A 25,656-nucleotide genomic window follows, 5' to 3' on the forward strand; every position below is an offset into this window, starting at 1 on the left:
CGCTGTGGGCGCGGCCGGGCCGGAAGGGGTCGGAATCCGGGGGGATCAGACGCCCAGGAGGGGGATGTCGTTCTTGCCGAGGTGGTAGTCGCGCACCGCGGCGACGAGTTCGGTGACGGTGAGGGAGCCGTCGTTGTCGGTGTCCATCTCGCGGAAGGCCTCGTCGGCCTGCTCGGTGTTCAGGCCGATGGCGGCGAACCACCGCTCCAGCTCGCTCGGGTTGATCCGGCCGTCACCGTCGGTGTCGGCAATGGTCATGATCGCCTGGATGGTCGGCTGGAGGACCTCGGAGAAACCGGCGTCGCCCCTGCTGACGATCTCGCTCTCGGCCGCCCGAACGAAGTCCTCCTTGCTCATCTGCTCAGTACCGGCGGCCTGCGCCAGACGGTCGAACAGGCCCAGGTACGCGGCCCGGAGGCCGGCGGCCCCGGGGGCCGAGGCCTCGACGCCGAAGCGGGTGAGGATGCCCTCGACCTCCTGCTCGAAGTCCGCGCGCTCGATCACGCCGTTGCCGTTGTGGTCCCACAGGCGGAAACGCTCTTCGAGGCGGTCACTGGCCTTGACGGCGGTCGTCATCCGTTCTCCTTCACGTAAACAAATCGATAAAAACAAAAGGAATACCAGAGGGAGGAGAACTCCAATGCGATTCGAGAATCGCCCTCCCTCGATTCGAATATTACCGAACCCAGGGCCCTGAAAAAACCAGTTCAGGAAATTTATCGACGCTGCGCGAATTTTATTTCGGACATTTTTTGACATTACTCTCGGATGGTATGGAGAAGGTCTCGGCCACGGTATGCGCATTCCCCTGGCGAAACACCACGGGTTCCTCCGGGCGCAGCCCCAGATCGCGCCCGGTGGGAGCCGGGTCGGCGTGGATCAGCACGTTGTAGTGGTTGGGCGTGTGGCAGGCGTCGAACCCCAACACCACGCCCACCCTGCGCGGGCCGATCCACACCTCGTCCCCGCGGTCCACGACACCGGCCGCGGTGATCTCGGCGAAGCCCAGGAACCCGACCCGGTCGATCCGGGCGCCCTCGGCGGTCTCGGTGTGGTCGGTGGCGACCAGCTCGTGGACCTCGCCGGCCCGCACGCACCGGCTCGCGAACGGTTCCAACCGCATGCCCCGCTCGGTCCTGCGGTGCACCAGGACCTTGAGCAGGGTCGCGGCCACGTCGCGTTTGGCCCCGTCCTCGACCGGGTTCACGGGCCCACCCGCTCCCCGAGCGCCGCCGCCCGGTAGGCGTCACCGACCAGGCGCAGCGCGGACACCCCGGACGCGTCCTCGACCCGCCCCTCGCGCACCCGTCGCGCGAAGTCCGCGGCGATGCCCTCGTACTCGTGCCACAGGGACTCCTTGAAGGCCGGCCGGCCGGCCAGCAGGTCGGCCGTCCACTCCCGCCCGTCGGCCGTGCGCACCACCACGTCCTTGCGCTCCCCCGGATGGGACCAGTCCAGCAGTACCCTCGCCCGGGCTCCCCCGGCCTCCAGCGCGATGTCCGCCCGCCGGTCCACGCCCGCGGAGTCGTACCCGACCCGCGCACCGGTCACCTCGGCCCGTCCCAGCAGCGTCTCCACCAGGTCGAAGGCGTTGGGCCCGTTGTCGGCCACGCACCCGCCGCCGCAGCGCTGCGGGTCCAGGTACCAGGTGTCGTCACCAGCGTGCTCCTCGATCCGCTCCAGGTAGCGCACGGTCACCTCCCTCACCTCACGCCCGTGGATCCGCTCGCGCAACGCCGCGAAGCCGGAGTTGTACCGGCGGTGGAAGGCGGTGGACAACGGCACCCCCCGTTCCCGGGACAGAGCGGCCAGCGCCTCCCCCTCCGCCAGATCCAGGGCCAGCGGCTTCTCGACGCACACCGCGACCCCGGCGGCGAGTGCGTCCGCGCAGATCCTGGCGTGCGCGTCGTTGGGGGCGGTGACCACGACCGCGGCCAGGCCCGCCTCCGCCAGCATCCTCGTGTGGTCGGTGTACCCGGCCGCCCCGGGCGGCGGCCCCGCGATCCTGGACGGGTCCAGGTCGCACACGGCCGCGAGGTCCCAGTCCGGGGACGCCACGAGCGCCGCCAGGTGGAACCGGGAGATCACGCCCAGACCGACCACGCCCACGCGCAGAGGAGCGCTCATCGTCCCTCCCCCGCGACCGCCGGTGCGGGGATCCCCGCGCGTTCGGCCACCTCCACGAGTTCGGCGTACAGTTCGGCGGCCAGCGGCACGCCCCTGGCACGGCGCTCACGCGCCGTGCGGTGCTCGTGCCAGCCGGGATAGCGCACCGGGTCGCCGGAGTCGACCGGCGGGCACGCCGTCACCACGCCGAACAGCTCCTCTGCGTCGGCGTCCGCGCCCTCCCTGAGCGCGTCGGGGGCGATGGCGAGCATCAGGAAGCCGATGTCGTCGTCACGGCCGGAGGGCCCCCCGTCCCCGGCCAGTGCCTCGGGTGCGGGCCCCCGCCCGGCGCCGGAGACCACCGCGGACAGCACCTCCACCAGCAGCCCGAGGCCGAACCCCTTGAACCGGCCCGCCTCACCGCCCAGCCACATCAGGTGCGCACGTCCCGCGTCGAACGCGGACGGGTCGGTGACCGGGGCACCGTGGTCGTCGCACAAGACCCCCTCCGGCAGCGGACGCCCCTCCCTGGCCGCCTGCCGTACCCGCCCCGTGGGCGCGGCAGTGGTGCTCATGTCCAGCAGGAACGGCGGGTGTGCCCCGGCCGGGGCCGCCGCGCTGAGCGGGTTGGTGCCCAGCAGGGCGGCGGCGCCGCCCGGCGGCCGGGCGATGCGCTGGCCTCCGCAGTTGCTCGCGACCACGCCGATCATGCCGCGGTCGACCGCGCGCAGCGCGTGGTATCCGGCGCAGCCCAGGTGGGTGGCGCCGCGCACCGACACCAGCCCCACACCGTGGTGCCCGGCCCGCCGTGCCGCGAGGTCCATGGCCTCCGAGGCCGCCCACAGGCCGAGCGAGCGCCGGGCGTCGAGCAGCACGGCGGCGCCCAGGTCGGCCACCACGCGGGGTTCGGCCCGGGGGTCGGCCCGCCCCTCGTCGAGCAGGGGCAGGTAGAGCCCCGCCAGGTTGGCGACGCCGTGGGAGTCCATCCCGGTGAGGTCGCCGTGGCACAGTGCGCGCGCCGACTCGGCCGCCCTGCCCCGGGGCAGGCCCCGGCCGGCGAAGACCTCCGTGAGGAAGGCCAGCAGCGCGTCGTGGTCGACCGGAACCGTCCCGCGTTCCGGTGCTTGCGGTGACTCTGGGGAGAGGGTGGTCACGATCCTCCGTCGGTCTCGTCGGTGAAGGCGGTCAGGAGACGGGCCACCGTGTCGGCGAACCCGTCGAGGTCGGACAGGTCGGCGCGCTCGTCGTCGCCGTGCGCGCCGTCGGCGGCCAGATCCCCGGGGCCCAGCACGACCGTGCAGGTGTCGGGGACCCCCGCCATCCAGATGGCGTCGCAGGTGAAGGCGGGTTCGTCGTCCGGCCAGGGAGGCGCCCCGGCCCGGCGCAGCAGGTCGTGCCCCCACCCGTCCCGGTCGTCCAGGACGGGTAGGCCCCGTTTGGTCCAGTCCAGGCGGGTGAGGCGGCGCGCGTCGGTCGCGGTCCGGGCGAAGAGGGCGGTGCCGGCGAAGGCGGCGCCGAACTCCGCCAGGGCGGTGTCGAAGGCGTCGTCCACCGCCCCCTCCAGGGCCCTGCCCGCTCCGGCGTCGGCGTAGGAGAGGTTGAACAGCAGGTCGCCGGTGCCGTAGACCCGGTTGTGCAGGGTTCCGGTGTGCAGCCCCGCCACGCACACCGCCCCGTTCCGGGCGTGGACGTCCAGTGCGCGTCCCATCCTCTGCGCGAGGAACCCCAACAGGACCGAGGCGTTGTGCCCGCTGTGGGGCCGGTCGTCGACGGCGTCGTCGCCGCGGACCGACACCCGTGCGGTCATGGACGCCGTGGAGCGGGTGAGGAACCGCCCGGACGTGGGTTCGCAGAACACGTTGAGGCGGCCGGTGTAGCCGCGTTCGACCAGGGGTCGGGTGCCCAGCACTCCCATCGCCCCGCCCTCCTCGCCCGCGACCGCCTGGACGACGACCGCGCTGTCGCGGCCCAGGGCCGGTGAGCGTTCGCGGGCGGCGCGTACCCCGGCCAGGAGCGCCACCGCCGGGCCCTTGGCGTCGATGGCGCCGCGTCCGCGGAAGACCTCGCCGTCGAAGGAGGCCGGGGGGCCGCCCGCGACGGTGTCCAGGTGCACGTTGAACATCACGGTGCGTTCGCGCGGCACCGTGTCGGGCCCCAGCCGCAGGACCAGGCTGGGCTGGCAGGTGAGGAAGCCGGGGTCCGCTGCGGCGGCGCGCACGGTCGCGGGCACCCCGGTCCCCGCCAGGTCGGCCGGGTCGGCGGGTGCATGGCGTACCACCCGGAACCCGATCCGCGCGGCGGCGCGGGCGTAGTCGCGCTGGGCCTCCCACAGCCGGGGCGGGGGGCCGTCCGCACCGACCTCCAGGGGGCCGGCCGTGGGGGTGGCCAGCAGCCGCAGCAGCAGGGAGCGGTCGTCCCGGGCGAGCGTCATCGGACCGCCTCCGTGCGCCAGACCCGGTGCACCGTCCCCTCCAGGGCCCGCCCGTACTCGGCGAACGCGGCGGGATCGCCCCGGCCGGGGTCGGTACCGGTCCCCCTCAGATGGGGGCGCAGGTGCAGGTGGGGTTCGATGGACAGGGCTCCCCGGTAGCCGTGGTCGGCCAGGATCCGCAGGCACCCGGCGACCCCGGCCCGTCCCTGCCCGGGCAGCACGTAGGCGGTGCCGCCTCCGGGGGCGTCGACCGCGTCCTTGACGTGGACGTGGGCCACGTACTCCACGAGCGGGCGCAGCATCGCGGCCGCGTCGTAACCGTGGGCGACCCCGTTGCCGGTGTCGAACAGCACGCGCAGTGCCGGGCTGTCGACGTGGGCGATCAGGTCCAGGACCCGGTCGGCGTCCTCCCCCGCCCAACCGGCGCAGTTCTCGTGCACCAGGACCAGACCGGCGTCCTCGGCGCGGTGGACCAGTGCGCGCACCCGCGTGCGTACCAGGCGCCCCCACTCGGGCTCGGCCAGCCCTCCGGAGGGATAGGACATGATCCGCACCAGGCGCGTGCCGAGGACGGGGCAGCGCCGGGCCAGCACGTCGAGTTCGGCCAGGTCCACGGCGAAGTCCCCGGTGGCCGGGCGGGACCAGTCGCCGATCTTGGCGGCGACGGCGACCACCTCCAGGCCGGCGGCACGGATACGCTCCGCGGCCCGCGCGAAGTCGGCCTCGGCCATCGCGGCGACCGGCACGCCGTCCAGGGTGCGTACCTCCAGCAGGTTCCACCCGAGCGCGCGCACGGCGGCGATCTGGTCGGGCAGCCCCGGGGCGGCCTCGTCTCCGATCCCGGCCAGGCGGGGCGGTTCAGGCACCGACGACACTGTCGACCTCCCGGGGGGCGGTGGACGGGGAGCAGAGGTTCTTGGCCTCGGCCAGCAGGCGGACTGCCTCCACGTGGACGGGCAGGTCGCCCCTGTCGCGCCGGGGCCGGGAGTAGCGGGTGTAGCAGGCGCGCAGGAACGCGGTGAAGGCGTCGTCGCGAAAGACCGAGCGGGTGGGTTCCCGTCCCGGCACGGACACCGACAGCTGCGCCGTGTGGTCGGCCTCGCTGCACGCGTAGTGGCCGGTCAGGACGACCTCGTCGAACTCCAGCACGATGCGCCGCTCGCGCAGCGGCGCGGTCAGGTCGGACTCGATCCGGGTGAGCACCCCGGTGTGGTGGACCAGGTCCAGGCGCGCGCATCCCAGGCCTGGCAGGCGCGCCCCGTCGACGACCATGTCCTCCAGTTCGGCCGCGGCCACGTCGGCGCCGCCGGCGAGTGCCACGACCACGGCGAGGGCGTGGGGGACCTCGATGTCGAACGCGGTGGGGTGCCCCGGTGACTCCAGGCTCCTGGTGAACCGGGGTTTGTGCTGGAGCACGGTGACCGCGCGAAGCGGACCGAAGGCACCTGACCGCCGGGCCGCCGACAACCGCCTGCTCAACGTGCTGGCCGACCAGGGGGTGGCGACGCTGAGGTCCAGGTCCCAGCGGCGGCGCAGGCGGGCGATGACGGCGAGTTCGACGAGGTCCAGGGCCAGCGGCTTCTCCACGATGATCCTGCGGTAGCCCAGGCGCGCCAGCGACTCCATCGGTTCCGCGCGCAGGTGGGGCGGTGTGCACAGGTGGACCACGGTGTCCCGGGGCGGGCGGCGGCGGGCGGCCTCCTGCGGGGAGGCGACCGCCAGGATCCCGTCCCCTTCCGGGCGGAGGGGGTCGTGGCCCATCACCGGCCCCGGCGCGAAGAGGGCGGGGGCCACCGCCCGCACCTTGGCGAGCGACGGCAGGTGCAGCCCTCTTCCCGATCTGCCCAGGCCGACGATGAGGGTGTGCAGCATGGAGGGAGCGCGCCTTTCAGTTCGCCGTCACCATCGCTCCGCGCCTTTCGGGGCGGTCGGAACCATCGAACGGAAACCAACACTGGAGCATCACGGAAAAACCGTCAAAGCGCGTAACGCCCGCACGCGCCCCAAACCCCCGCCCCAGCCATTCCCTCATCGGGAAAAAGAAGATGAAAAGCGTGTGGTGCACCAAAGGAGAGTATTGCGCCTTTTGGGCGCCCTCCGGTGTCAGGCCACGGAGAAGCTGAACAGGCCGCTGGGCGGGGCGTGCCACCCCCGGTCCGGTTCCACGGTCACCCCGGGACCGAAGCACAGGGGATCGGCGTGGAGGCGTACGTTCGCGTCGGTCAGGTTGACCAGGACGTGTGCCGTGGCGGGAAGCCGGACACAGCTCCCCGAAGCCGGGTCGGCGTAGCGGACGAGGTCCTCGAACTCGGTCGTGAAGACCACGACCTCACCGGTCGCCGCCTGCGCGGGCGCGGCGCCCAGGAGCACGCCCCCCACGACCATGGCGACCACGGCGGAAAGAGCTTTCATTCCACCATCCTTTCTCACTGCATGCGCGTTTCACGGAGACGATCCCCTCTTCCACCAATAAGACGGAGGACCGCCGGGACGATCCTCCCCGAAGCCACCGCCCACCGCAAGAGGAATATCGCAATCCCTTTTCGGACCACTGGGTGACACCGAATAAAACCCTGACATCACGGCCATGAAAAACAAATCATTTCGCCCCTATGATGACTAAACGGGCAGAGGTCGGCCCTCACCGCGGTGTGCGCACACGAAGCCCTGGGCCCCGGGGCACGCACCGGTGGGGTGAACGCGACGGAACCCCCGCGGCGTTGTGCCGGGCGGCCCGGAACCGCGGTCCGGACGCCCGCTCAGAGCTTGCGGAAGTCCCAACTGGTGGCCTTCTCCGGCACGAGCCGGAGCCAGGCGTGGCGGCCGTCGACCAGCATCTCGTCGGTCCCGAAGTACTTGCGGGCGTAGAGCCGCTCGGGTTCGGCAAGGACCGGATCGGGCGTTCGGGTACGGGGCACGTCGCCGACCCTCTCGATCCTGCCCCTGAGCTCCACCCCGCGCAGTTCCCCGTACTCACGGCCCGCGTCGACCAGGACGGCCACCCTGGGATCGCGTTCGAGGTCGGTCCAGCGCTGGCTCCTGACGATCGACCACAGCCACAGGGCGGCGCCGTCCCACACGAACCACAGGGGTGTCAGGTGCGGTCCGTCCCCGCCCGTGGTGGCCACCCGGCAGGTGTGCTCCGCACGCAGGAACGCCGACCTCTCGGCCTCGTCCATCGCGATCCTGCGGCCACGGCGCTGTTCCCTCACCCTGTGCTCCCGCTTCGTTGGCGATGCGCGGGGGGACACCGCCCCCGTGCTCCGGTCGTCGGCCTCGCGAGCCTACCCGTCGAGCAGGCCGCACCGGACCGGGTGCGGTGGCCGCGACCGCCTCCCCTGCGGGTCGGGACCCGCACATGGCCGCGACGCCCGACCCCGCCGGTGAACCGCCTGGACGGTACGTTCTAGAAAGTGTTGTTCGCCGGTTTCCGGGTCGGCGAGCGGCTCTCCGGGCCCTCCCCCGCACGACGGTGTGCGACGTCCGGCCCGGCGGTGCTCCACGAACGCGGGGACGCGGCAGGAGGCTGCCCGGTGGACGCGGGCCCGGAGGCGAGGAAACACGACCCGGCCCCGGGGCCCCACAACCCGTGGACGGCCCCCACACAGCGGGCGAGGCGGACGGGCCCCCGCCCCGCCCCCCTACACGGAGGTTCGAGTGCCGATCAGCAACAGGAACATGCTCATCGCCGGCGGCGGAGCGGCAGGACCCGTGCTCGCCCACTGGCTGGCCCGGCACGGGTTCGCGCCGACGGTCGTCGAGCAGGCGCCGGACCCCGCGGCGGGCGGCTACCTCGTCGAGGTGTCCCCCCAGGGGATGGGCGTGCTGGACCGCATGGGCGTGGGCGAGAGGGTCCGGGCGGCGGGCGGCCCCCTCCCGGACGTGCACTCCCACATCAGCGGACGCGAGCGGCCGATCGTCCTGCCGCAGGGGCACGTGGGGGCGGTCGCGATCAGGAGCGGGGACCTGTCCAGCATCCTGCGCGACCGCGCGGACGACGGCGTCGAGTACCTCCTCGGTGACTCCGTCACCTCCGTCGACGAGGACGCCGACGGTGTGGACGTGGCGTTCGCGCACGCGCCGCCGCGCCGGTTCGACCTGGTCGTGGGCGCCGACGGGCCGGACTCGGCCGTGCGCGGCCTGGTGTTCGGCGCGGACGCGGAGGGGCACGCCGAGCACCTGGACGCGAACCTGGCCACCTTCGAGGTCGACAACTTCCTCGGCGTCAGCGACGTGATGATGTGCCACGTGTGGCCCTACCGGGGATGCGTCGTCACCACCTTCCCGGGCAACGACCGCCTGGAGGTGGAGCTCCTGATGCGCAACAGGACCCCGGCCGCCCCGGCGGAGATGGACCTGGAGGCGCGGTACCGCTTCCTGGAGGAGGTCTACGGCGAGGACGGCTGGGAGGTTCCCGGCCTGCTGCGCGCCATGCGCGGGGCGGACGTGCGCCTGGCGCCGTCGACCCAGATCAGGATGGACGTGTGGAGCAGGGGCCGGACCGTGCTGGTCGGTGACGCCGCGCACGCCGCGGACCCGATGGCGGGCCAGGGGACGGCCCTGGCCCTGATGGGTGCGACGGCGCTGGCCGGGGAGCTCGTCTTCGCCGAGGGCGACCACGAACGGGCCTTCTTCTCGTACGAGGCGGCCATGCGCGGGACGGTGCGGGCGGCGCAGAGCCTTGGACCGGTCTTCACGAGGGACTTCGCCCCCGAGGGCAGCCGTGGCGAGGTGTGGTTGCGTGAGCGGACCGATGCGGCGCTGTTGTTCGGTAGCCGCCTCATGGCCCAGTACGGCGCCCGTTCCGCCTACGAGTACGTCGGGAACGACTTCCCCGCCGACCGGTACGCGCGCATCCTCGCCCCCTGACCGCGATGCCGGTGCACGACCGGGCGGGGGTCAGCCGCAGTTGGTGTTGTTGCGGTGCTCGTTGGTGCCGCTGATGTAGCCGTACCAGTCGACGCAGTGCCCCGCAGCGCTCAGGTAGACCGGGCCGGCGCAGGTGGTGTAGTAGCCCGCGTCCGTCGCGGCGTTGGCCGGGCTGGCCAGCAGGAGCGAACCCGCGGCGGCAACCGCGCAGAGCGCACTCGTGGCGATGAGCTTGCGAAGCTTGTCCATGTCACTTCCCCACGTCTGTCGCGTCGGGTCCGACGCAGGGGAATCGTCTCCGGGAGGACTTCCTTTGTCCTTCTCATCCGCTTTCGTCCGACTCGCACCCTGGTGGGGCGGTCGGGCACCCGGGGGCCCGTGGGGCCCCGCGCCGCCGTCGGGCGCGGGGCCGTGGCGGACGGTCCCCGGAACCCGGTGGCGGGCCTCGTCAGAGGTCCCGCCCGCCGCCCTCCCGCAGGGCCCCGGTGATGCGGTGGTAGAGGCCTCCGGAGGTGAGTCCGCCGTCCACGACCATCTCCGCGCCCGTGACGTAGCGGGACGCGTCCGACAGCAGGAACAGCACCACGTCGGCGATCTCCTCCGGGGCGGCGACCCGGCCGACGGGCACCGACCTCAGGCTCTCGTCGACGAAGTCGTCCGAACCGGAGCGGAGCAGCGGCGTGTCCACCAGGCCCGGGTGGAGGGAGTTCACCCGGACCCCGGCCCCGGCGAACTCCAGCGCACCCACCTTGCTCAGTCCGCGCACCCCCCACTTGCTCGCGCCGTACCCCGCCGCGAAGTAGCCGGTCATGCCCGCGATGGAGGACACGTTGACCACCGATGCCGCCCCGGCCCCCCTCAGGAGCGGCGCCATGTACTTCATCCCGTAGAACACGCCGGACAGGTTGACCTCGACCACCCGCCGCCAGTCCTCGTCGGTGGTGTCCTCGATCCCGAAGCGGTGGCTGACCCCGGCGTTGTTGACCAGGCCGTCAAGCCGTCCGTCCTCCTCACCGATCCGGTCGCGCAGCTCCCTCCACCCGCCGGGGTCGGCGACGTCCAGGCGCGCGGACCGCGCCCATCCCCCGTCCCCGCGGATCCGGTCCGCGAGCTCCCCGCCTCGTTCCTCCGCGAGGTCGGCCACCCAGACGCGGGCCCCCTCGGCCCCCAGCGCCAGCGCCTCGGCCCTGCCCATCCCTCCGGCGGCCCCCGTCACCAGGACGGTCCGTCCCTCCAGTCCGTGCCCCATGCCCGCTCCTTCCTCCTCGTCCGTGTACTCAGTCGACCCGCAGCTCGGTGCCGCGCGTCTCGGCGACGAAGAAGACCGTCACCAGGGTGATCAGCGCGGTGAGGACGAAGTAGCCGGCGGGTGCCAGCGACTGGCCCGTGGCGCTGATCAGCCAGGTCGCCACGAACGGAGCGGTGCCGCCCAGGAGCGTGTTGGTCACGTTGTTGCCGAGGGCGATCCCGCTGTAGCGGGTGGAGGCGCTCAGCATCTCCGCGTAGGTCACGAACGAGGCGCCGTTGACGATCGAGACGCAGACGAACAGGACGGCCTGGCCGACCACGGCCGCCCAGGCGGGACCGGCGGCCATCATCATGAACATCGGGAACCCGAGGAGCGCCGCGGCGACGCTGCCGATGAGGATGACCTTCTTGCGGCCGATCGTGTCGGCCAGGTAGCCGGAGAGCGGGAGCGTGGCCGCGCCGACCACCATGGCCACCGCCGTGGACGCGAAGGCCAGCTGGGACGAGTGGCCCGCCGTCGTCTGGAGGTAGGTGGCGGCGTACACCGAGACGATGTAGTACCCGCCGGTGATGACCGCGCCCAGTCCGATGATCTTCAGCACCGACCGCCAGTTCGTCACCAGCAGGGTCTTGACCGGTACCTTCTTCGTCTCGCCCTGGTCTGCGAGCTCCTTGAACTGCGGGGTGTCGTCGAGGTGGCTGCGGATGTACAGGCCGATCACGCCGATGGGGAGGCTGAGCAGGAACGGGATCCGCCACGCCCAGTCCAGCATCTGCTGCTCGGTGAACAGCGAGGTCGCGGCGAGCGCCACCAGGGCGGCGAACAGCGATCCGAGATAGGTCCCGGAGTTGACCAGCGAGGTCTGGGTGGCACGCCAGCGGGCGGGGGCCGACTCCGCGACGAACGCGTTGGCGCCGCCCAGTTCGCCGCCGGCCGCGAACCCCTGCACGCAGCGGCACAGGACCAGCAGGATGGTCGCCCACACGCCCAGCGTGAAGTAGTTCGGCAGCAGTCCGATGAGGGCCGTGGCCAGCACCATCAGGAGGATGGTCCACGACAGGGCCTGCTTGCGCCCGTACCTGTCTCCGATGTGCCCGAAGAAGATGCCGCCGGGCACACGCATGAAGAACGCCACGGCGAAGGCCGCGAACGTCCCCATGAGGGCCGCCGTCGGGTCCTCCGAGACGAAGAAGAGCATCGCCACGAAGGTGGCCATGTACCCGTAGATACCGAAGTCGTAGTACTCGACGACGGTGCCGATGATCGCCGCCCGGATGACCTTCACCCGGGACTGGAAGCTCCCGTCGGTGTGGGTCGTGCTCGGTCCGTCCGCGGACCTGGGGTCCAGTGGCATGCTGCCTCCTCGGGCAGGGGGAGGTCCGGTGGGCGTGGCAGCCGTCCGGTCCTTGTGGTCGGGGGTGGGGGGCACGGTGCCGGGGTCAGTCCCGGGCCGCCGCCCCGTGGCCGGCGATGCGGCCCATGGTGATCGCGTTGGCGACCGCGTTGCCGCCGCCGACGTAGCGGAGGCCGAGGACTCCGGCACCCGCCTCGCCGGCGGCGAAGAGCCCGGGGATGGTGCGGCCGTCGCGGTCGAGCACGGCCGCGGCGGAGTCGATCTGCATCCCCGCGTGCGTGCAGACGAGTTCGGTCGGCAGGAGGAGGGCCGCGTGGAAGGGCCCTGCGCCGATGGGGTCCGGGTTGTCGTCCTTCCCCTTGGCGCGCAGGCTGAGGTGGCGCAGGAAGCGTGCGTCCTCCCCGTGCGGGAGGTGGGCGTTCCAGGTGTCCACGGTCGCGCGCAGGGCCCCGGACGGGACGTCCATCAGCCCGGCCAGCTCCTCCAGGGTGTCGGCCCTGAGCGTCCGGCCCGCGTCGGCCTCCTCGGTGACGCGTTCCGGCGTCCAGTCCGCGTACCCGGAGGGCAGGGAGGCCCTGGCCCTGTCGTCGAAGACGCACCACACGGGTCCGTCCTGGGCGTCGATGATCCCGGTGGAGACCGCGTAGGACGCGTCCTCGTCCATGAAGCGCCGACCGGAGCGGTTGACGTACACCCTGGACACCGGGGGGAACCCGGACTCCCAGTGGTGGTACCGCTGGAAGTACGCGGTGGGCAGGCGCAGACCCCACCCCGCACCGGTGACCGACGCACCGACGCCGTCCGCGAAGCGGATGTGGTCGCCACGGCTGCCCGGAGCGGCGACGACGAACGCGTGCTCCCCCGCCTCCAGCGCCGCCGGGTAGTACTCCGCGAGAAGGCCGGGGTCGCGGGAGAGTCCTCCGGTGGTGACCACGACGGCCCCCGCGCGGACCTCGATCCCGTCGGCCACGACGCCGACCACCCGGCCGTCCTCCGCCAGGAGCCGTTCGACCCGGGTGTTGAGGACGGTCTCGACCCCGTGGCGGCGGCAGTCCGCCGCGAGGACCTGGACCAGGCCGAGGCCCTGGTCCCTGGGGACGTGTCCCCGCCACACGTCCTCGACCCCGGCCCGGCACAGACCGGGCATGTGCGCGTCGGTGGACACACGCGCGGGGATCTCGACGCCCAGGCCGATGAGCCAGTCGAGGGTGGGGCCCGCGTTCTCGCAGAAGGTGCGGACCAGGCCGGGCTCCAGCATCCACTGGTTCAGGTCCATGTAGTGCTGGTAGAACCGCTCGGCGGTGTCCTCCACCCCCACGGCGCGCTGGACGCTGGTGGCGGCGGCGGTGAAGAGTCCGGCGGACAGCTGGGTGGACCCGCCCAACTCGGTCTCGGCCTCGAACAGCAGGACGCTCGCCCCGGCCTCCGCCGCGGTCGCCGCCGCGGCGAGCCCGGCGCCCCCACCGCCGACGACGACGACGTCGACGGCCGGGGCCGTGGTCGGCTCAGACATGGCGCGAACCCCCGTCCACCGCGATGCTGTGGCCGGTCACGTAGCGGCTGCTGTCGGAGAGCAGGAACAGGAGGACGCCGACGACCTCCTCGGGGGAGCCGACGCGGTGCAGGGGGACGTTGTCCAGGGCGGCCGCCAGGGCCTCGGGGTCGTCCTGGAGCCAGCGGGTCATCTCGGTGTCGATGAAGCCGGGCGCGATGGCGTTGACGCGGATGCCCCGGTCCCCGAGTTCGACGGCGAGCGACTCGGTGAGGTGGCCGACGGCGGCCTTGGACGCGCAGTAGGCACCGCGGCCCCTGCGCACCCGTACGGCGGAGACCGAGGACATGTTCACGATGGCGCCGCCCGGACCCATGTGGCGGGCGGCGGCCTGGGCCCCGTACAGGACGCCCTTGACGTTGACGTCGAGGACGGAGGAGATCTGGTCGGCGGAGATGTCCTCGACCAGGGCGTACGGGAAGACGCCGGCGTTGTTGACCCAGTAGTCGAGGGATCCGAACCCGCCGAGGGCCGCGAGGGCGAGTTCGTCCTGTTGCCCGGGATCGACGACGTCCACGCGGTGGGAGGCGACCCTGCCCGGCCGGACGCCGGGCGGGTTCGCGGCCAGGTCGCGGTTGATCTCTTCGGCGGTCCGTCTCATGTCGGCGTCGTTGACGTCCGCGCCGACGACGTCGACCCCCCGGCGGGCCAGTGCCGCGGTGAAGGCGCGGCCCATGCCGCGCGCCGCACCGGTGACGACGGCGGTGCGACCGGCCATCTCGGGGTGGACGACCTCCATGGGCCGGTCGACGACGCGTGCGGCGCCGGCGCCCTTGTGCTGGGTCATGGCGTGTGCCTTTCGGTGGGTGTGCGGGGTTTCTCTGCCGGTGGGACCCTGCGGCGGGGCCGCTCAGGCGGTGTCGTCGCGCCTGACGTCGCGGCGGGCGACGCGCCAGTCCTGGCCGTGTCGGACGAGCCGGTCGTGGACCGTGGTGAGGCGCAGCAGCCGGGTTCCACCCGTCACACGTGTGGCCACGACCTGAAGATAGGCGCTGACCTGGGCTTCCTCAGGGTCAACGGACTCCACGTACACGTTGGTGACCACGTGTCGGTGCACCTCGCCCGCGGCCCGGGCGTTGCGGGTGAAGCCCTGGGCGAAGTCGCGGAGCGGTGTCCGTCCGACGACCGGGGCGGGATAGGTCGGTGAGTGGAACTCGCCGTCGGGGGTGAAGGTCTGCGCCCACCCCTCGGCGTCGCCGGAGTCGATCAGGTGGGACTGGCGCGCGTAGAGCTGGTGGATGCCGGTGACCGGGGATGCGTCCATGAGTCCCTCCCTTGCGTGCGATAATCGCACTAGGCGTGCAATTAAAAGTTAACGTATGTGTCACACGTCACCAGCGTCAAGAGGTGGGGTGTATGTTCGCCCTGCGAGAGGAGCCCGATGCCCACCACACCGGCCCCACAGCCGGACACACGGACGTCCAAGACCCTGCACAACGGGATCGAGGTGCTCGAACTGCTCAGCCGCAGCCCGCACGGGCTGTCGGTGACCGAGGTCGCCGAGGGGATCGGGGTGCACCGCACGGTCGCGCACCGGTTGATCCGCACCCTGGAGGAGCACCGGCTGTGCAAGCGCGACGCCTTCAAGCGGATCACGCTCGGCCCCGGCCTGGTCGCCCTCGCCGAGTCGGTGGAGGTCGACCTCCGCGAGGTCGCGCGGCCGGTCCTGACCGACCTCGCGGAGGCACAGGGCGCCACCGCGCACCTGGTGGTACCCGAGGGTGAGGACGAGGCCCGCGCGCTCATGGTCGTCGAGCCCCGGCACGCCAGGGCGCACATCGCCTTCCGCACGGGCAGGGTCGACCCCCTCGACAAGGGCTCCGCCGGGCTGGCCCTGCTGTCGGCCATGCCCCCGCGCCCGGGAGAACGCAAGGAGGTCGCCCTGGCCCGCCGGCGCGGCTACGCGGTCTCCCACGCCGAGGTGACCAATGCCGTCACCGGCGTCTCAGCTCCGGTGATCAGCCCCCGCAACGGTCCCGTGGCGAGCATCGGGATCTCGGTCCTCGAACTCGACGACCCCGCACCCTTCGGCGAGGCCGTGGTCGAGGCCGCCAGGCGGATCGCGGGCATGGTGCACCTGCCCTGAGCCTCGCGCGGTGCCGCGGGCGGCCCCTGCGCACGGCGTCCCGGCGGCGGCGCCGTGCGCACACCTGGCCCGACCGGGCCCCGTGCCTTCGCGCGGTGCGTACGCTGGCGGCGTCGGCAGATCCCGGAAGGACGGGGCCGCCGACGTGCCGACGGACCCCGGGTACGGCCCGCCGGGGCCCACCCCTCCCCCCGGGCCCGAGTGGAGACCGCCCCGTGAGGATCAGCAACGAGTTCACCGTGAACGCGCCGGTCGAGCGCGTGTGGCACCTGCTCACCGACGTGGAGGCGGTGGCGCCCTGCGTGCCCGGCGTCAGGCTGACCGGGGTCGACGGCCCCCTGTACTCCGGTGCGGTGCGGGTCAAGGTCGGCTCGGTCGTGGCCGCCTACTCCGGCACCGCCCGTTTCACGGAGTTGGACGAGAAGGAGCGCCGGGCGGTGCTCGTCGCGTCCGGGCGGGCGAGCCGGGGCTCGGGGAGCGCGTCGGCGACCGTGACCGCGCGACTGCGGGCCGAGGGAGGAAGGACCGCGGTCGGCGTCGAGACCGACCTCACGGTCACGGGCCGCCTCTCCGAGTTGGGCGTCGACGCGATCAGCCGCGTGTCGGCCTCACTGACGGCACGCTTCGCAAAGGCCCTGGAGGAGGAGTACGGACTCGCCCCCTACCGGACCGGAGGCGCGGGAGCGGCCGAGGGGACCGGGCCGGAACGGAGCACGGTGGAGGACTCCCCCCGGGCCGGAGCTCCCGAGACCGGTGGCTCCGGCGGGACCGACACGGTCGGTGAGACTCATGGGGCAAACGGTGCTTTTCGGGGCCACAGCGGAAAAAATGATGACAAAATCCCCGAAAAAATCACCGAGAATAAAAAGGGCCCTGATCAGGCAGAACACCCGAAATACCCGTCCTCCCCCACCCCTGCGGGTGAGGACGGACCCCTCGAAAACCCCCCTGTGTCTGATATCACAGGCGGTGTGACCGGTACGCAGAGTTTCCCCGACCATGCCGACCTCGCCCCGGCGACCGCCCCAGGAGGGGTGATCGCCGACAGGGTCTGGCCGCTCCTCGCCATCCTGGTCGTGGCGGGCGGCATGATCTTGGGCTACGCCCTCTTCAGCTGAGCCCGCGCGCCCGGGACCGACGCGCGTCCCGGTGTGCGCCAGGCCCCGGAGGGCGGGGGCCGGAGCGTGCCGGCCCGCGCCCCTCAGGCTCCGCCCAGGGTCGTGCCGGGCAGCCGGGTGGCCAGCCACTGGTCGTCGGAGTCCTGCCGCATCTCCAGGGCACCGGGGTCCTCGCCCCCGGAAAAGACCAGGGTGACGGTGGCGATCGGGGTGTCCCCCTCCAGGTCGGTCCCCATCACGACCTCGCCGACCTCGGCACCCTCCGCGTCCGGAAGGGACTCGGCGTAGGCGGGGAAGGCCTCGGCGCAGTCGGCGGCCCCGTGTGCCTCGACCAGCACGTTCTGGGCGGCGGGGTCGATCAGGGCGCAACCCGCCTCGCCGTCGACGGCCTCAAGGGAGGCCAGGAAGCCCCCGGCGGCGCGCTGCGCGTCGGCCTCGTCGCCGGCCTCGCCGCTCGTGCCCCCACCCGCCCCGGCGTCCGATTCCTCCGCCTGTTCGGCGGCCTCCTCCGCCGCTTCCTCCCCACCGGTGCAGGCCGTGACGGCGAGGAGCAGTGCCAGGGGCAGGGCGGGCAGCAGGAGCCGTCGCATGGGGGGCCTTCCGAAGGGGGCGTGACGCGTCCGCACCATTGTTACCGCATCCGCCCGATCCGTGACCACCGGTGCACGCCATCGGGCCGGACTCCTGACACCGGCCCCGGCGCGGGCGGCACGGCCCCCGGAGGGGGCGGGGTTGTCCGCGTGGCCGGGCTCTGGTGATATGGGGGTCGGTGGTACCCGTCGCCCCGTCGGGTCCCACCGGGACCCGTACTTTCTGGCGCACAGAGCACGCGCGGGCGTGCCACGGGCGGCTCCGCCGCGCGTCCGCGCCGGAGGTGACATGACCTACCCACTGCGGGAGGACCGCGGCGCGGACCCGTTCTCGCGGATCCCGCCGGAGCTCGGCGCGCGACTGCGACCGCAGGTGCCCTCCCTGGTCGAGGAAGCGCTGGAGGGCCTCCGCCACAGGTCGCCGGGGCACGCTCCACCCCTGGACCCAGGCGGCGCCGAGGGCCTGCGCAGGGTGATCGCTGTCGGTGTGCACGGGTTCCTGGACCGGGTGGAGGGCGGTGCCCCGTCCCCCGCCCCCGCGGAGGGGCTGGCGGCGGAGTTCCGGGCTCTGGGTGCGGCCGAGGCCCGGCACGGGCGCACCCTGGAGTGCCTGCACACCGGGATGCGCACGGCGGCCGCCGCGGCCTGGAGGAGGCTGGCCGTCGCGGACGACCTCACCCGCGACCACATGGGTGTGCTGGGCGAGGCGATCTTCGCGTTCCAGGAGGAGATCTCGGGAGCGGCGGCCGAGGGGCACGCCCGGGTGCGCGGTGCCGGCACGGACGCTCTGCACCGGCGCCGGATCCGCCTGCTGGAGGTGCTGCTCGCGGAGGCGGGCACGGAGTACGACGCGCGCGCGGTGGCTGCTCTGGCCGTGGCCGCCCGGTGGCGGGCGCCCGAACGCGTGGCGGTGGCCCTGCTGTTCCCGGAAGATCCGGCGGAGCAGGTGCCCGCTCTGCCGCCGGACGTGCTGACCGACCTGGACCGGGCGGAGCCGTGTGCTCTGGTTCCCGACCCGGACGGGCCCGGCCGACTGCGGTCGCTGAGGCGCGCGCTGCGGGGCGTCGGCGCGGTGCTCGGACCGAGCGTCCCCCTGGACCGGGTGCCCGTGTCGTTGGCGCGTGCCCGCGACCTCGCGGAGCTGGTGCGGGCCGGGCTGGTCGGGGGCGGGGGCGTGCCGCGGTGGAGCGACCACCTGCCCACATTGCTGCTGACGCGCGACCCGGCACTGGTCGAGGAGTTGGCGCGGACCCGGCTGGCTCCGCTCTCAGGGCTCCGCGCGCCGCAGCGCGAGCGGATGGCCGACACCCTGCTGGCCTGGTTGGAGTCCGGTCTGAACGCCAACGAGGCGGCGGAGCGGCTGCGCATCCACCCCCAGACGGTGCGCTACCGGATGCGCCAGATGGAGGAACTGTTCGGCGCGCGGCTGCGCGACCCGGCGGAGCGCTTCGAATTGGAGCTGGTGTTGCGGGCGCGCGGCCTCCTCCGCCCTCCGTCGGAGGGCGGAGGGTAGGGAGTGTTCTCCGCGGGTCCCCGGGCCGGCGGGCGGCCGTCCGGGCCGTCTACCGTGGCACGGGTCGGCTGCCCCCGGCGCGGGTCCGTTCCGTCCGGGGCCCGTTCAGTCCCGGGGCGCCAGTGCGCGCACGATCGCCGCCGGGTCCGCGGACGGCTGCCCGATCGGGGCGATCACCGGGGTCGTCACGCCGTTGTCCGCGTAGGCGCGGATGCGCTCGCGGCAGTACTCGGCGGGCCCGTGCACGATCAGCTCATCCACCACCGAGTCGGGGATCGCGGCGAGGGCGCCCTTGCGGTCGCCCTCGTCCCACTTCCTCCACATCGGGTTCAGCTCCTCCCGGCCCAGCCACTCGTGGAAGGCCCGGTACACGGGGACGTTGAGGTAGGCGGAAACGGCCCACCTCCCGATCCCGCGGGCGGTGTCCGCGTCGGTGTCGGGGATGGCGAAGATCCTGGCCACGATCTCCTTGTCCTCCCCGGACGCGCGGACGTAGGGGGCGACCGTGCGCACGTCCTCCGCGGACAGCCAGTTGACGATGGCGCCGTCGCCCTCGCGGCCCGCGAGCTTGAGCATGCCCGGGCGCAGGGCGGCCACCAGCAGGGGCGGGGCCTGGTCGGGGACCGCGCCGAGGGTGAAGCCCCTGACACTGAACGTGTCGTAGTCGGCCGTGACCTTCTGCCCGGTGAGGGCCGTCCGCAGGAACCGCACGGTGTCACGCACCTTCTTGTACGGCTCGTCGAACGGGATGGAGTTCCACCGCTCCACGATCACGTTGGAGGAGGTGCCGACCCCCAGGGCGAACCGGCCCGGCGCCGCCGCGGCCATGGTCGCCGCGCTCATCGCCAGGGTGGCGGGGCCGCGCGTGTACGCGGGCACGATCGCCGTGCCGAGCCGCAGCGTGGGCGCCCACACACTGGCCAGGGCCAGCGGGGTGAACGCGTCGGTGCCGTTGGCCTCGGCCGACCAGACGTCGGTGTAGCCCAGGTCCGGCATCTGCTCGACGACGGACCGCTGTTCGGGCAGCGGGAGGCCCTCCAGCGGGATGGTGATGCCCCAGCGAGTGGTCATGGCGACTCCCTGTCGGTGCCCGGAGAACCGGATCCGGTTCGATTCCTCGTGTCGACAAGCACCGTACCGCCCGGTCGGTTTGTTGTCTGCGCCCCCTCCCCGGCAATCCCGCGCGCCGAACCCGCCGCCCCTCGCGCCCCGCCCTCCACACGGCCGGACCGACACGGCGCCCCCGGCCCTCGTCGCACCCGGCCGACGGGGCGTATGTTCGTAGGATCCGTCCCCGGGCGCCGCCCCCGGCGCAGCGGTCCGGCCGGGCGGAGGCAGCCGACCCAGACGAGCGAAGGAGGCCCCTTGGCCACGCCACCCTCCCCCTACGACTTCCTGCCCCAGGTCGCGTCGTTCACCGTGACCAGTGACGACGTCGCAGACGGGCAGACCCTGCCCCCCGCCCAGGTCAGCGGGATCATGGGCGCCGGAGGCAAGGACGCCTCACCGCACCTGGCCTGGAGCGGGTTCCCCGAGGGGACGCGGAGCTTCGCCGTCACGTGCTTCGACCCCGACGCGCCCACCGCCAGCGGCTTCTGGCACTGGTCGGTGGCGAACATCCCCGTCGAGGTGAACGAACTGGTGACGGGTGCCGGCGACGGTTCCGGGCTCCCGGACGGCGCCGTCACCCTCCGCAACGACGCGGGCGGCCACCGCTACGTCGGTGCCGCCCCGCCCGCCGGCCACGGACCGCACCGCTACTTCTTCGCGGTGCACGCGGTGGACGTCCCCCGCCTCGACGTCGACGCGTCGGCGAGCCCGGCGTTCCTCGGCTTCACCCTGTTCTCCCACGCGATCGGCCGCGCCCTCGTCACACCGGTGTACGAGCAGGCGTAGGTTCGCGGGGATCTTCCCGGTGTTCCCGAGGGGCGGCCGGTGCGACGGGCACCGACCGCCCCCGGCCCTTTCCTCCCGGGGGCGATGGCTACACGCGCAAGTCACCCGTCCGGTTGTCCTGGCAACCGGATTCGGCCAATCGCGGGCTTCCCGGGCACGTGTCGGTCTAGGCTCTGCCTATTGCCCGGCCCGCCTCCCGAACACGCTTGGAAGGGTGCAACCGGTGCCACAGCAGACGTCGAGGAAACCAACCGTCGTAGTCACGACAGCGGGGTCCGCTCCCACCCCGGGCACCATCCTTCACCTGCGCAAGCAAGGGTTCCGTGTGGTGGCGACGGACATCGACCCCGCCGCTCCGGGCCTGTACCTCGCCGATCGGGGCCACCTGGTCCCCCCAGGGGACAGCGAGGCGTTCCTTCCGCGGATGCGGGCCCTGTGCGCCGAGGAGGAGGCCGTCGCGGTCATCCCCCTCGTGGACGAGGAGCTGAGGCGGGTCGGCGAACTCGCGGAGGACGGCGTGTCCGTGCTCCTTCCCCGGCCGGAGTTCGTCACCACGTGCCTGGACAAGTACGTCCTCATGCGGGAGCTGGCGGACGCCGGGATCGGGGTCCCCCGCACCTGGTTGGCCTCGCAGTGGCCGTCCGGAGCGGTCGGCTCGGCCCCCGGCGGGCTCATCGTCAAACCGCGCAGCGGGCGCGGCAGCCGCGGGGTGGTGGTCATCGACTCGGTCCGCGACATGGCCCGGGTCGTGGCGGAGGGCGGTTACGCCGCCGACGAGCTGATCGTGCAGGAGCGGATCACCGGCCCGGAGTACACCGTCTCGGTCGTGGTGTGGCGCGACGGCGGGATCCAGGCCGTGGTGCCCAAGGAGGTCGTCCTCAAGCAGGGGGTCACCAAGTACGCCGTGACGCGGCGCCACCACGAGGTGGTCCGCACCTGCCGCGCGATCCAGACCGCGCTGCGTGCCGACGGGCCGTTCAACGTGCAGCTCTCCCTGGACGACGCCGGTCGACCGAGGGTGTTCGAGATCAACCCGCGCTTCTCCTCCACCGCGGCGCTGACCGCGGCCGCCGGGGTGGACGAGATCGCCGGTCTGCTCGCCCAGGCCGTCTCCGGCGGGCCCAGGCTCACCGACACGTGGCAGGAGGGCGTGACGATGGTGCGGCGGTGGACGGACGAGTTCATCAGCGAGGCCGAGTTCACCTCGCACGGCCTCTCCCCCGCCCCGACGGGCGCCCACCTCCCGCGTCTGCGCGGGTCCCGGCCGCCGCAGGCACCCGTGGGCGGCCCGGCCCCCGCCGCTCCGGTGCGTGCGCGGTGACCGCCGGAGCGCACCCGAGCCCCTCCCACCCCCTGTCCGAGGCGATGGCGGAGGCGGTCGTCGCGGTCGGCGGCCGGCTCCGCGAGTGGCGCACGGACGCGGCCGCGCGCAGCGGGGCCTGGGAGGGCGACCAGTTCAAGGCCGGGGCCGACGCCCTGGCCCACAGGGCACTGTCCGAGCGGTTGGCCGCGATCGACGAACGCATCCCCGTGATCAGCGAGGAGGACCCCGCGTCGCTGACGCGGGAACGGCCGCCGCGGTACTGGTTGATCGACCCGATCGACGGGACCGCGAGCTACGCGCACGGGTTCCCCGGGTACGTCACCCAGGCCGCGCTGGTGATCGGAGGGCGGCCGGAGGTCGCCGCGGTCTTCGCCCCGGAGCCGGAGACCCTGTACACGGCCGTGCGCGGGCAGGGCGCGCGCCGGGACGGGCGCCCCCTCCCCCCGTTGGAGGCCGCCCCGATCGGCCGGGGCGTGCTCACCGACAACACCCCCGAACCCCGGGGAATCGCCCACCGGGTCTACGGGCACTTCGGCTACGGCGAGTACCTGGAGAGCGGCAGCATCTCCCTGAAGCTGTGCCTGATCGCCGACGGGTCGGCGCACCTGTTCGTGAAGGACGTGCCGGTGCGCGACTGGGACGTGGCCGCACCCGCGCTCGTCCTGGAGGAGGTCGGCGGTCTGGTCACCCGTCTGGACGGCACCCCCTTCGGGTACCGGGGGACCTACGAGCACACCGGCCTGGTCGGCGGCGCGGACCCCTCCGCCTGCCGCGCCGTCTCTCGCTGGCTGGCCCCCTGAACTGCGTTTTCACACCGCGGGACAGGGCGCTGGAACGCGTGGTGCCGATCCCTTTTGCCTACCGGCCACGGCGCGTATCGTGTGGTCACCAACTCGCGCCTTTGGGGGTGGGAAGTGGAAGGCCCAAGTCTGCCGCTGAGCCGGATGCGCGCCTCGGACGCCGAGCGCGACCAGGCCGTCGACCGCCTCACCGTCGCGTTCGTCGAGGGCCGCCTGGACCACGAGGAGTACGACCGGCGGGTCGGCCTGGCCCTGAGCGCCGTGCTGGTCGGCGACCTGCGGCCGCTGACCGCGGACCTGCCGGGCCCCGAGCCGCAGCCGCCCCGTGCGGCTCCCCTCCGCGATCCCCGGTTCCGCGGCGCGCGCTCCGAGGGGGAGCTGTCCTTCATCTCCGTGCCCTGGCGGGAGTGGGGCGACGAGTGGCGCTGGTGGACGGGGGTGGCGGCGGCTCTCACCGGCGTGTGGGGGGCGGCCAGCCTCATGGGCGGCGAACTCGTGCCGTACTGGCCGCTGGTACCCCTCGGGATCTGGGCCGCCGTTCTGATGGCCTCGGCCATCTGGCCCAGCGAGGAGGAACCGCCCTGAGCGCGCGCGGGCCCGCGCGCGAACGGGCGCCGTGGCGGACGACCGGGCCCGGATACCGTGGCGGACCGGGGCAGAGACGGGCTCAGCCCACCGCGTGGAGCCAGCGGACGGGCGCGCCGTCACCCGCGTAGCGGAACGGCTCCAGCTCCTCGTCCCACGAGCGCCCGGTGAGCAGCTCGATCTCGGCCACGAGGTCGGTGCCGTTCGCGGCGGCCTGCTCCATGGCGTGGCGCAGCCGCCCCTCGGGCACGAGGACCTCACCGGCCGCACTGGTGACGGCGGTGAACATTCCGAGTGCGGGCGTGTAGCTGTAGCGCACGCCGTCGCACCCGGGCGACCCCTCCTCGGTCACCTCGAAGCGCAGGCGCTGCCACTCGTTCAGCGCCGAGGCCACCGCTCCCGCGGTTCCCGGCTTTCCCTGCCAGTTGAGCTCGGCGCGGTGGTTGCCGGGAGCCGCCGGTTGGGCGACCCAGTCGAGTTTCACGGGTACTCCAACGACGCCCGCGACCGCCCACTCGACATGTGGGCACAGCGCCGCCGGCGCGGAGTGGACGTACAAGACGCCACGTGCGGACACCGAACCTCCTGATACGAACGAGTGCGCTTCCCCGACGCCCTCGTACCACGAGAAGGTTGCATACCCGCCTGAATACTTTTGCCCCATTGTGCCCCACAGGCACCCTGAGAACCAGCTCACCAGCTGGTATTTTCCAGCGTTCCCCTCCCGAACAGCGACCCCGGGAGTTAGCGTGGGACCCGGACGAGCAGGGAGTCCGATCATAGTGGGGGCGGGTTTGTCAGACCAGTCGCACGAGGACATCCGTGGCACCCAGGCATCTCCTCAAACCGTACTTACGGTTCTTTCGGGGGAGGAAGCACCCCTCCTGTTGTCGGTTTCGGCCAGAACCGGCCCCGTCCCCGCCGTCGCGGAACCGCCCGGCCCGGACACCCGGCGCCCCGGCAGGACGGACACCGGTTCCGGCCCCGGCAGCGACCCGAGCGGCGGCCACCCCCCACCCGCTCCGGGGTCCGGGAGCACGGACGGGGCGGAGGGCGAGCCCCGGGACGGGTCGGCCGAGGACGCCGACCTGGTCCGGCGCGCACTCCGGGGGGAGTACCGCGCCTGGGAGGAGATCGTGGACCGCCACCTGCCGGTGGTGAACGCGATCGCCCGCTCCTACCGCCTCTCCGGCCCCGACCGCGAGGACGCCGTACAGGCGGTCTGGCTCACCCTCAACCAGCACCTGCCCCACCTGCGCTCCCCCGGTCGGCTCCGCGCCTGGCTGCGCCGCGTCACCCACCGCGTCTGCGTGCGCCAGCGCCGCACCAGCTCCCACCACCGCGCCCTGGACCCCCACGACCTGGCCGCGCTCCCCCTCCCCGGGGCGTCGGACCCCGAAGCGGAGTACCTGCGCCGGGAGCGCCACGAGGAGCTGCACCGCGCGATCCGCGGTCTCACCGACCCGGGCGACCGCCGCGCCGCCCTCGGCTACCTCGCCGACCCGGCCGACAGCGGTACCGCCGACCGCGCCGCGCACCCGGAAGGGCGCGAGGGGGCGCCGTCCCCCCGGGCCGCCTCGAACCAGCGGCGCCGCGTACTCCGCAGACTCCGCCGCCTCCTGGAGGAACCCACGTGAGGAACCACTCCGACACCGGCCCCCCGTCCCGCCCCCCGTGGGAGGAGGACGGGAGGGCCGCCGCCCTGGCGGCCTTCGACCGCCGGGACGACGCGGCGCAACTGGTCCGGCCCCGCGCGGACACGGTCCCGGTCACCGAGACCGCGCGCGCGGAGGAGGGCACGGTGACCGCCGCGTTGAGGTTCGAACACGAGGGCGTGGCGCTGGACCTCCAGATCCGTTCGCACGGGCGGTTCCGGTCGGTCTCGGGGCTGGTGACCGGGGACTTCGAGCACGTCGTCCTGCGGGTGCGCCGCCCCGGCTCCACCGACAGCCCGACGGTGGGCGAGGACGGCCGGTTCTCCCTGGACGGGCTGCCCCGGGGACCGGTCAGCCTGTCCCTGCTGAGGACGGGGCGCCCTCCTGTGGTCACCGAATGGTTCACCGTGTGAACGCCGACGCGGGGCGGCCGCCTGCCCGGAGCAGGACCCTCCGAAGGATCGGAGGCACGCTCGGGCGCTCCCCCTTCATGAGCCCCGCCCCGCTTCGTCCTGTTCGGCCTCCGCC

At 73.2% G+C, this 25,656-nt stretch carries 28 protein-coding genes; 10 read left to right on the top strand and 18 right to left on the bottom strand.

All coding sequences use genetic code 11. From position 1 onward, the window contains the following. Positions 1-45: 45 nt before the first annotated feature. The 9 genes from ACFWTE_RS00465 to ACFWTE_RS00505 form a co-directional block, all read right to left on the bottom strand. On the bottom strand, positions 46-576 hold the full coding sequence (locus ACFWTE_RS00465; RefSeq protein ID WP_378776416.1) for an EF-hand domain-containing protein: 531 nt from the start codon (positions 574-576) through the stop codon (positions 46-48). A 160-nt stretch (positions 577-736) separates the two neighbouring features. Beyond that, a complete protein-coding gene (locus ACFWTE_RS00470) occupies positions 737-1,207 on the bottom strand; it encodes a DUF6917 domain-containing protein (RefSeq protein WP_378776418.1) in 471 nt (156 codons plus the stop codon). Next, complete coding sequence (locus tag ACFWTE_RS00475) at positions 1,204-2,127, bottom strand: Gfo/Idh/MocA family protein (RefSeq protein ID WP_378776420.1); 924 nt, start codon at positions 2,125-2,127, stop codon at positions 1,204-1,206. Before ACFWTE_RS00475 ends, ACFWTE_RS00470 begins: the two co-directional genes overlap by 4 nt. Beyond that, positions 2,124-3,260 carry an Ldh family oxidoreductase gene (locus ACFWTE_RS00480; RefSeq protein ID WP_378776422.1) on the bottom strand — a complete coding sequence of 379 codons (1,137 nt, stop codon included), beginning with the start codon at positions 3,258-3,260 and terminating at the stop codon, positions 2,124-2,126. The genes ACFWTE_RS00475 and ACFWTE_RS00480 overlap by 4 nt, the downstream gene beginning before the upstream one ends. Then, positions 3,257-4,537: a M20/M25/M40 family metallo-hydrolase gene (locus ACFWTE_RS00485; protein ID WP_378776424.1), complete on the bottom strand. Its 1,281-nt coding sequence runs from the start codon at positions 4,535-4,537 to the stop codon at positions 3,257-3,259. The genes ACFWTE_RS00480 and ACFWTE_RS00485 overlap by 4 nt, the downstream gene beginning before the upstream one ends. After that, a complete protein-coding gene (locus ACFWTE_RS00490; RefSeq protein ID WP_378776426.1) occupies positions 4,534-5,403 on the bottom strand; it encodes a sugar phosphate isomerase/epimerase family protein in 870 nt (289 codons plus the stop codon). The genes ACFWTE_RS00485 and ACFWTE_RS00490 overlap by 4 nt, the downstream gene beginning before the upstream one ends. Then, positions 5,396-6,409: an oxidoreductase gene (locus ACFWTE_RS00495; RefSeq protein ID WP_378776428.1), complete on the bottom strand. Its 1,014-nt coding sequence runs from the start codon at positions 6,407-6,409 to the stop codon at positions 5,396-5,398. The genes ACFWTE_RS00490 and ACFWTE_RS00495 overlap by 8 nt, the downstream gene beginning before the upstream one ends. Positions 6,410-6,640: 231 nt before the next feature. Beyond that, the gene (locus ACFWTE_RS00500; RefSeq protein WP_378776430.1) at positions 6,641-6,949 is read right to left on the bottom strand and encodes a hypothetical protein; all 309 of its coding nucleotides are present in this window, start codon (positions 6,947-6,949) and stop codon (positions 6,641-6,643) included. 347 nt (positions 6,950-7,296) lie between these two features. Then, positions 7,297-7,749, bottom strand: a complete 453-nt coding sequence (locus ACFWTE_RS00505; RefSeq protein ID WP_378776431.1) for a pyridoxamine 5'-phosphate oxidase family protein — start codon at positions 7,747-7,749, stop codon at positions 7,297-7,299. Positions 7,750-8,194: 445 nt separating this feature from the next. Between ACFWTE_RS00505 and ACFWTE_RS00510 the strand changes: the two genes are divergently transcribed. Beyond that, a complete protein-coding gene (locus ACFWTE_RS00510) occupies positions 8,195-9,406 on the top strand; it encodes an FAD-dependent monooxygenase (protein WP_378776433.1) in 1,212 nt (403 codons plus the stop codon). 30 nt (positions 9,407-9,436) lie between these two features. On the opposite strand, the gene ACFWTE_RS00515 is transcribed toward ACFWTE_RS00510, so the two are convergent. The 6 genes from ACFWTE_RS00515 to ACFWTE_RS00540 all read right to left on the bottom strand — a co-directional run bounded on the left by ACFWTE_RS00515 (position 9,437) and on the right by ACFWTE_RS00540 (position 14,825). Next, complete coding sequence (locus tag ACFWTE_RS00515) at positions 9,437-9,655, bottom strand: hypothetical protein (protein WP_378776435.1); 219 nt, start codon at positions 9,653-9,655, stop codon at positions 9,437-9,439. A 199-nt stretch (positions 9,656-9,854) separates the two neighbouring features. Beyond that, positions 9,855-10,655, bottom strand: a complete 801-nt coding sequence (locus ACFWTE_RS00520; protein WP_378776437.1) for an SDR family NAD(P)-dependent oxidoreductase — start codon at positions 10,653-10,655, stop codon at positions 9,855-9,857. A 28-nt stretch (positions 10,656-10,683) separates the two neighbouring features. Further along, complete coding sequence (locus tag ACFWTE_RS00525; protein ID WP_378776439.1) at positions 10,684-12,009, bottom strand: MFS transporter; 1,326 nt, start codon at positions 12,007-12,009, stop codon at positions 10,684-10,686. Between the two features lie 85 nt (positions 12,010-12,094). Next, on the bottom strand, positions 12,095-13,522 hold the full coding sequence (locus ACFWTE_RS00530) for an FAD-dependent oxidoreductase (protein ID WP_378776441.1): 1,428 nt from the start codon (positions 13,520-13,522) through the stop codon (positions 12,095-12,097). After that, positions 13,515-14,348, bottom strand: coding sequence for an SDR family NAD(P)-dependent oxidoreductase (locus ACFWTE_RS00535; RefSeq protein WP_378776443.1), 834 nt, complete (start codon positions 14,346-14,348; stop codon positions 13,515-13,517). Before ACFWTE_RS00535 ends, ACFWTE_RS00530 begins: the two co-directional genes overlap by 8 nt. A 63-nt stretch (positions 14,349-14,411) precedes the next feature. After that, positions 14,412-14,825 carry a nuclear transport factor 2 family protein gene (locus ACFWTE_RS00540; protein ID WP_378776445.1) on the bottom strand — a complete coding sequence of 138 codons (414 nt, stop codon included), beginning with the start codon at positions 14,823-14,825 and terminating at the stop codon, positions 14,412-14,414. Positions 14,826-14,942: 117 nt separating this feature from the next. Here ACFWTE_RS00540 and ACFWTE_RS00545 point away from each other — a divergent pair, with 117 nt between their 5' ends. Together ACFWTE_RS00545 and ACFWTE_RS00550 are read left to right on the top strand one after the other, a co-directional pair. Next, on the top strand, positions 14,943-15,647 hold the full coding sequence (locus ACFWTE_RS00545; protein ID WP_378776447.1) for an IclR family transcriptional regulator: 705 nt from the start codon (positions 14,943-14,945) through the stop codon (positions 15,645-15,647). Between the two features lie 215 nt (positions 15,648-15,862). After that, positions 15,863-16,765, top strand: a complete 903-nt coding sequence (locus ACFWTE_RS00550) for an SRPBCC family protein (protein WP_378776448.1) — start codon at positions 15,863-15,865, stop codon at positions 16,763-16,765. Positions 16,766-16,848: 83 nt separating this feature from the next. On the opposite strand, the gene ACFWTE_RS00555 is transcribed toward ACFWTE_RS00550, so the two are convergent. Further along, positions 16,849-17,355: a hypothetical protein gene (locus tag ACFWTE_RS00555; RefSeq protein WP_378776450.1), complete on the bottom strand. Its 507-nt coding sequence runs from the start codon at positions 17,353-17,355 to the stop codon at positions 16,849-16,851. 289 nt (positions 17,356-17,644) lie between these two features. On the opposite strand from ACFWTE_RS00555, the gene ACFWTE_RS00560 reads away from it, so the two are divergent. Beyond that, positions 17,645-18,868 carry a PucR family transcriptional regulator gene (locus ACFWTE_RS00560; protein ID WP_378776452.1) on the top strand — a complete coding sequence of 408 codons (1,224 nt, stop codon included), beginning with the start codon at positions 17,645-17,647 and terminating at the stop codon, positions 18,866-18,868. A 105-nt stretch (positions 18,869-18,973) separates the two neighbouring features. Here the strand turns inward: ACFWTE_RS00560 and ACFWTE_RS00565 are convergent, their stop codons facing one another. Then, positions 18,974-19,939 (bottom strand): LLM class F420-dependent oxidoreductase, encoded by a 966-nt coding sequence (locus ACFWTE_RS00565; protein WP_378776454.1) that lies wholly within the window; start codon positions 19,937-19,939, stop codon positions 18,974-18,976. A 294-nt stretch (positions 19,940-20,233) separates the two neighbouring features. On the opposite strand from ACFWTE_RS00565, the gene ACFWTE_RS00570 reads away from it, so the two are divergent. From ACFWTE_RS00570 to ACFWTE_RS00585, 4 genes are all read left to right on the top strand, one after another. After that, positions 20,234-20,764, top strand: a complete 531-nt coding sequence (locus ACFWTE_RS00570) for a YbhB/YbcL family Raf kinase inhibitor-like protein (RefSeq protein ID WP_378776456.1) — start codon at positions 20,234-20,236, stop codon at positions 20,762-20,764. A 223-nt stretch (positions 20,765-20,987) separates the two neighbouring features. Further along, on the top strand, positions 20,988-22,085 hold the full coding sequence (locus tag ACFWTE_RS00575) for an ATP-grasp domain-containing protein (protein ID WP_378776458.1): 1,098 nt from the start codon (positions 20,988-20,990) through the stop codon (positions 22,083-22,085). Positions 22,086-22,129: 44 nt separating this feature from the next. Continuing rightward, positions 22,130-22,888, top strand: a complete 759-nt coding sequence (locus ACFWTE_RS00580; protein WP_378776677.1) for a 3'(2'),5'-bisphosphate nucleotidase CysQ — start codon at positions 22,130-22,132, stop codon at positions 22,886-22,888. 114 nt (positions 22,889-23,002) lie between these two features. After that, positions 23,003-23,473 carry a DUF1707 domain-containing protein gene (locus ACFWTE_RS00585; protein ID WP_378776460.1) on the top strand — a complete coding sequence of 157 codons (471 nt, stop codon included), beginning with the start codon at positions 23,003-23,005 and terminating at the stop codon, positions 23,471-23,473. Between the two features lie 82 nt (positions 23,474-23,555). On the opposite strand, the gene ACFWTE_RS00590 is transcribed toward ACFWTE_RS00585, so the two are convergent. Beyond that, positions 23,556-24,050 carry a DUF3145 domain-containing protein gene (locus tag ACFWTE_RS00590; RefSeq protein WP_378776462.1) on the bottom strand — a complete coding sequence of 165 codons (495 nt, stop codon included), beginning with the start codon at positions 24,048-24,050 and terminating at the stop codon, positions 23,556-23,558. Between the two features lie 310 nt (positions 24,051-24,360). Between ACFWTE_RS00590 and ACFWTE_RS00595 the strand changes: the two genes are divergently transcribed. Further along, on the top strand, positions 24,361-25,110 hold the full coding sequence (locus tag ACFWTE_RS00595) for an RNA polymerase sigma factor (RefSeq protein WP_378776464.1): 750 nt from the start codon (positions 24,361-24,363) through the stop codon (positions 25,108-25,110). Next, entirely contained in the window at positions 25,107-25,541 is a 435-nt protein-coding gene (locus ACFWTE_RS00600; RefSeq protein WP_378776466.1) for a hypothetical protein, read from the top strand. The genes ACFWTE_RS00595 and ACFWTE_RS00600 overlap by 4 nt, the downstream gene beginning before the upstream one ends. Positions 25,542-25,656 lie beyond the last annotated feature (115 nt).

The organism is Nocardiopsis sp. NPDC058631 (assembly GCF_042716955.1).
Classification (GTDB): Bacteria; Actinomycetota; Actinomycetes; order Streptosporangiales; family Streptosporangiaceae; genus Nocardiopsis.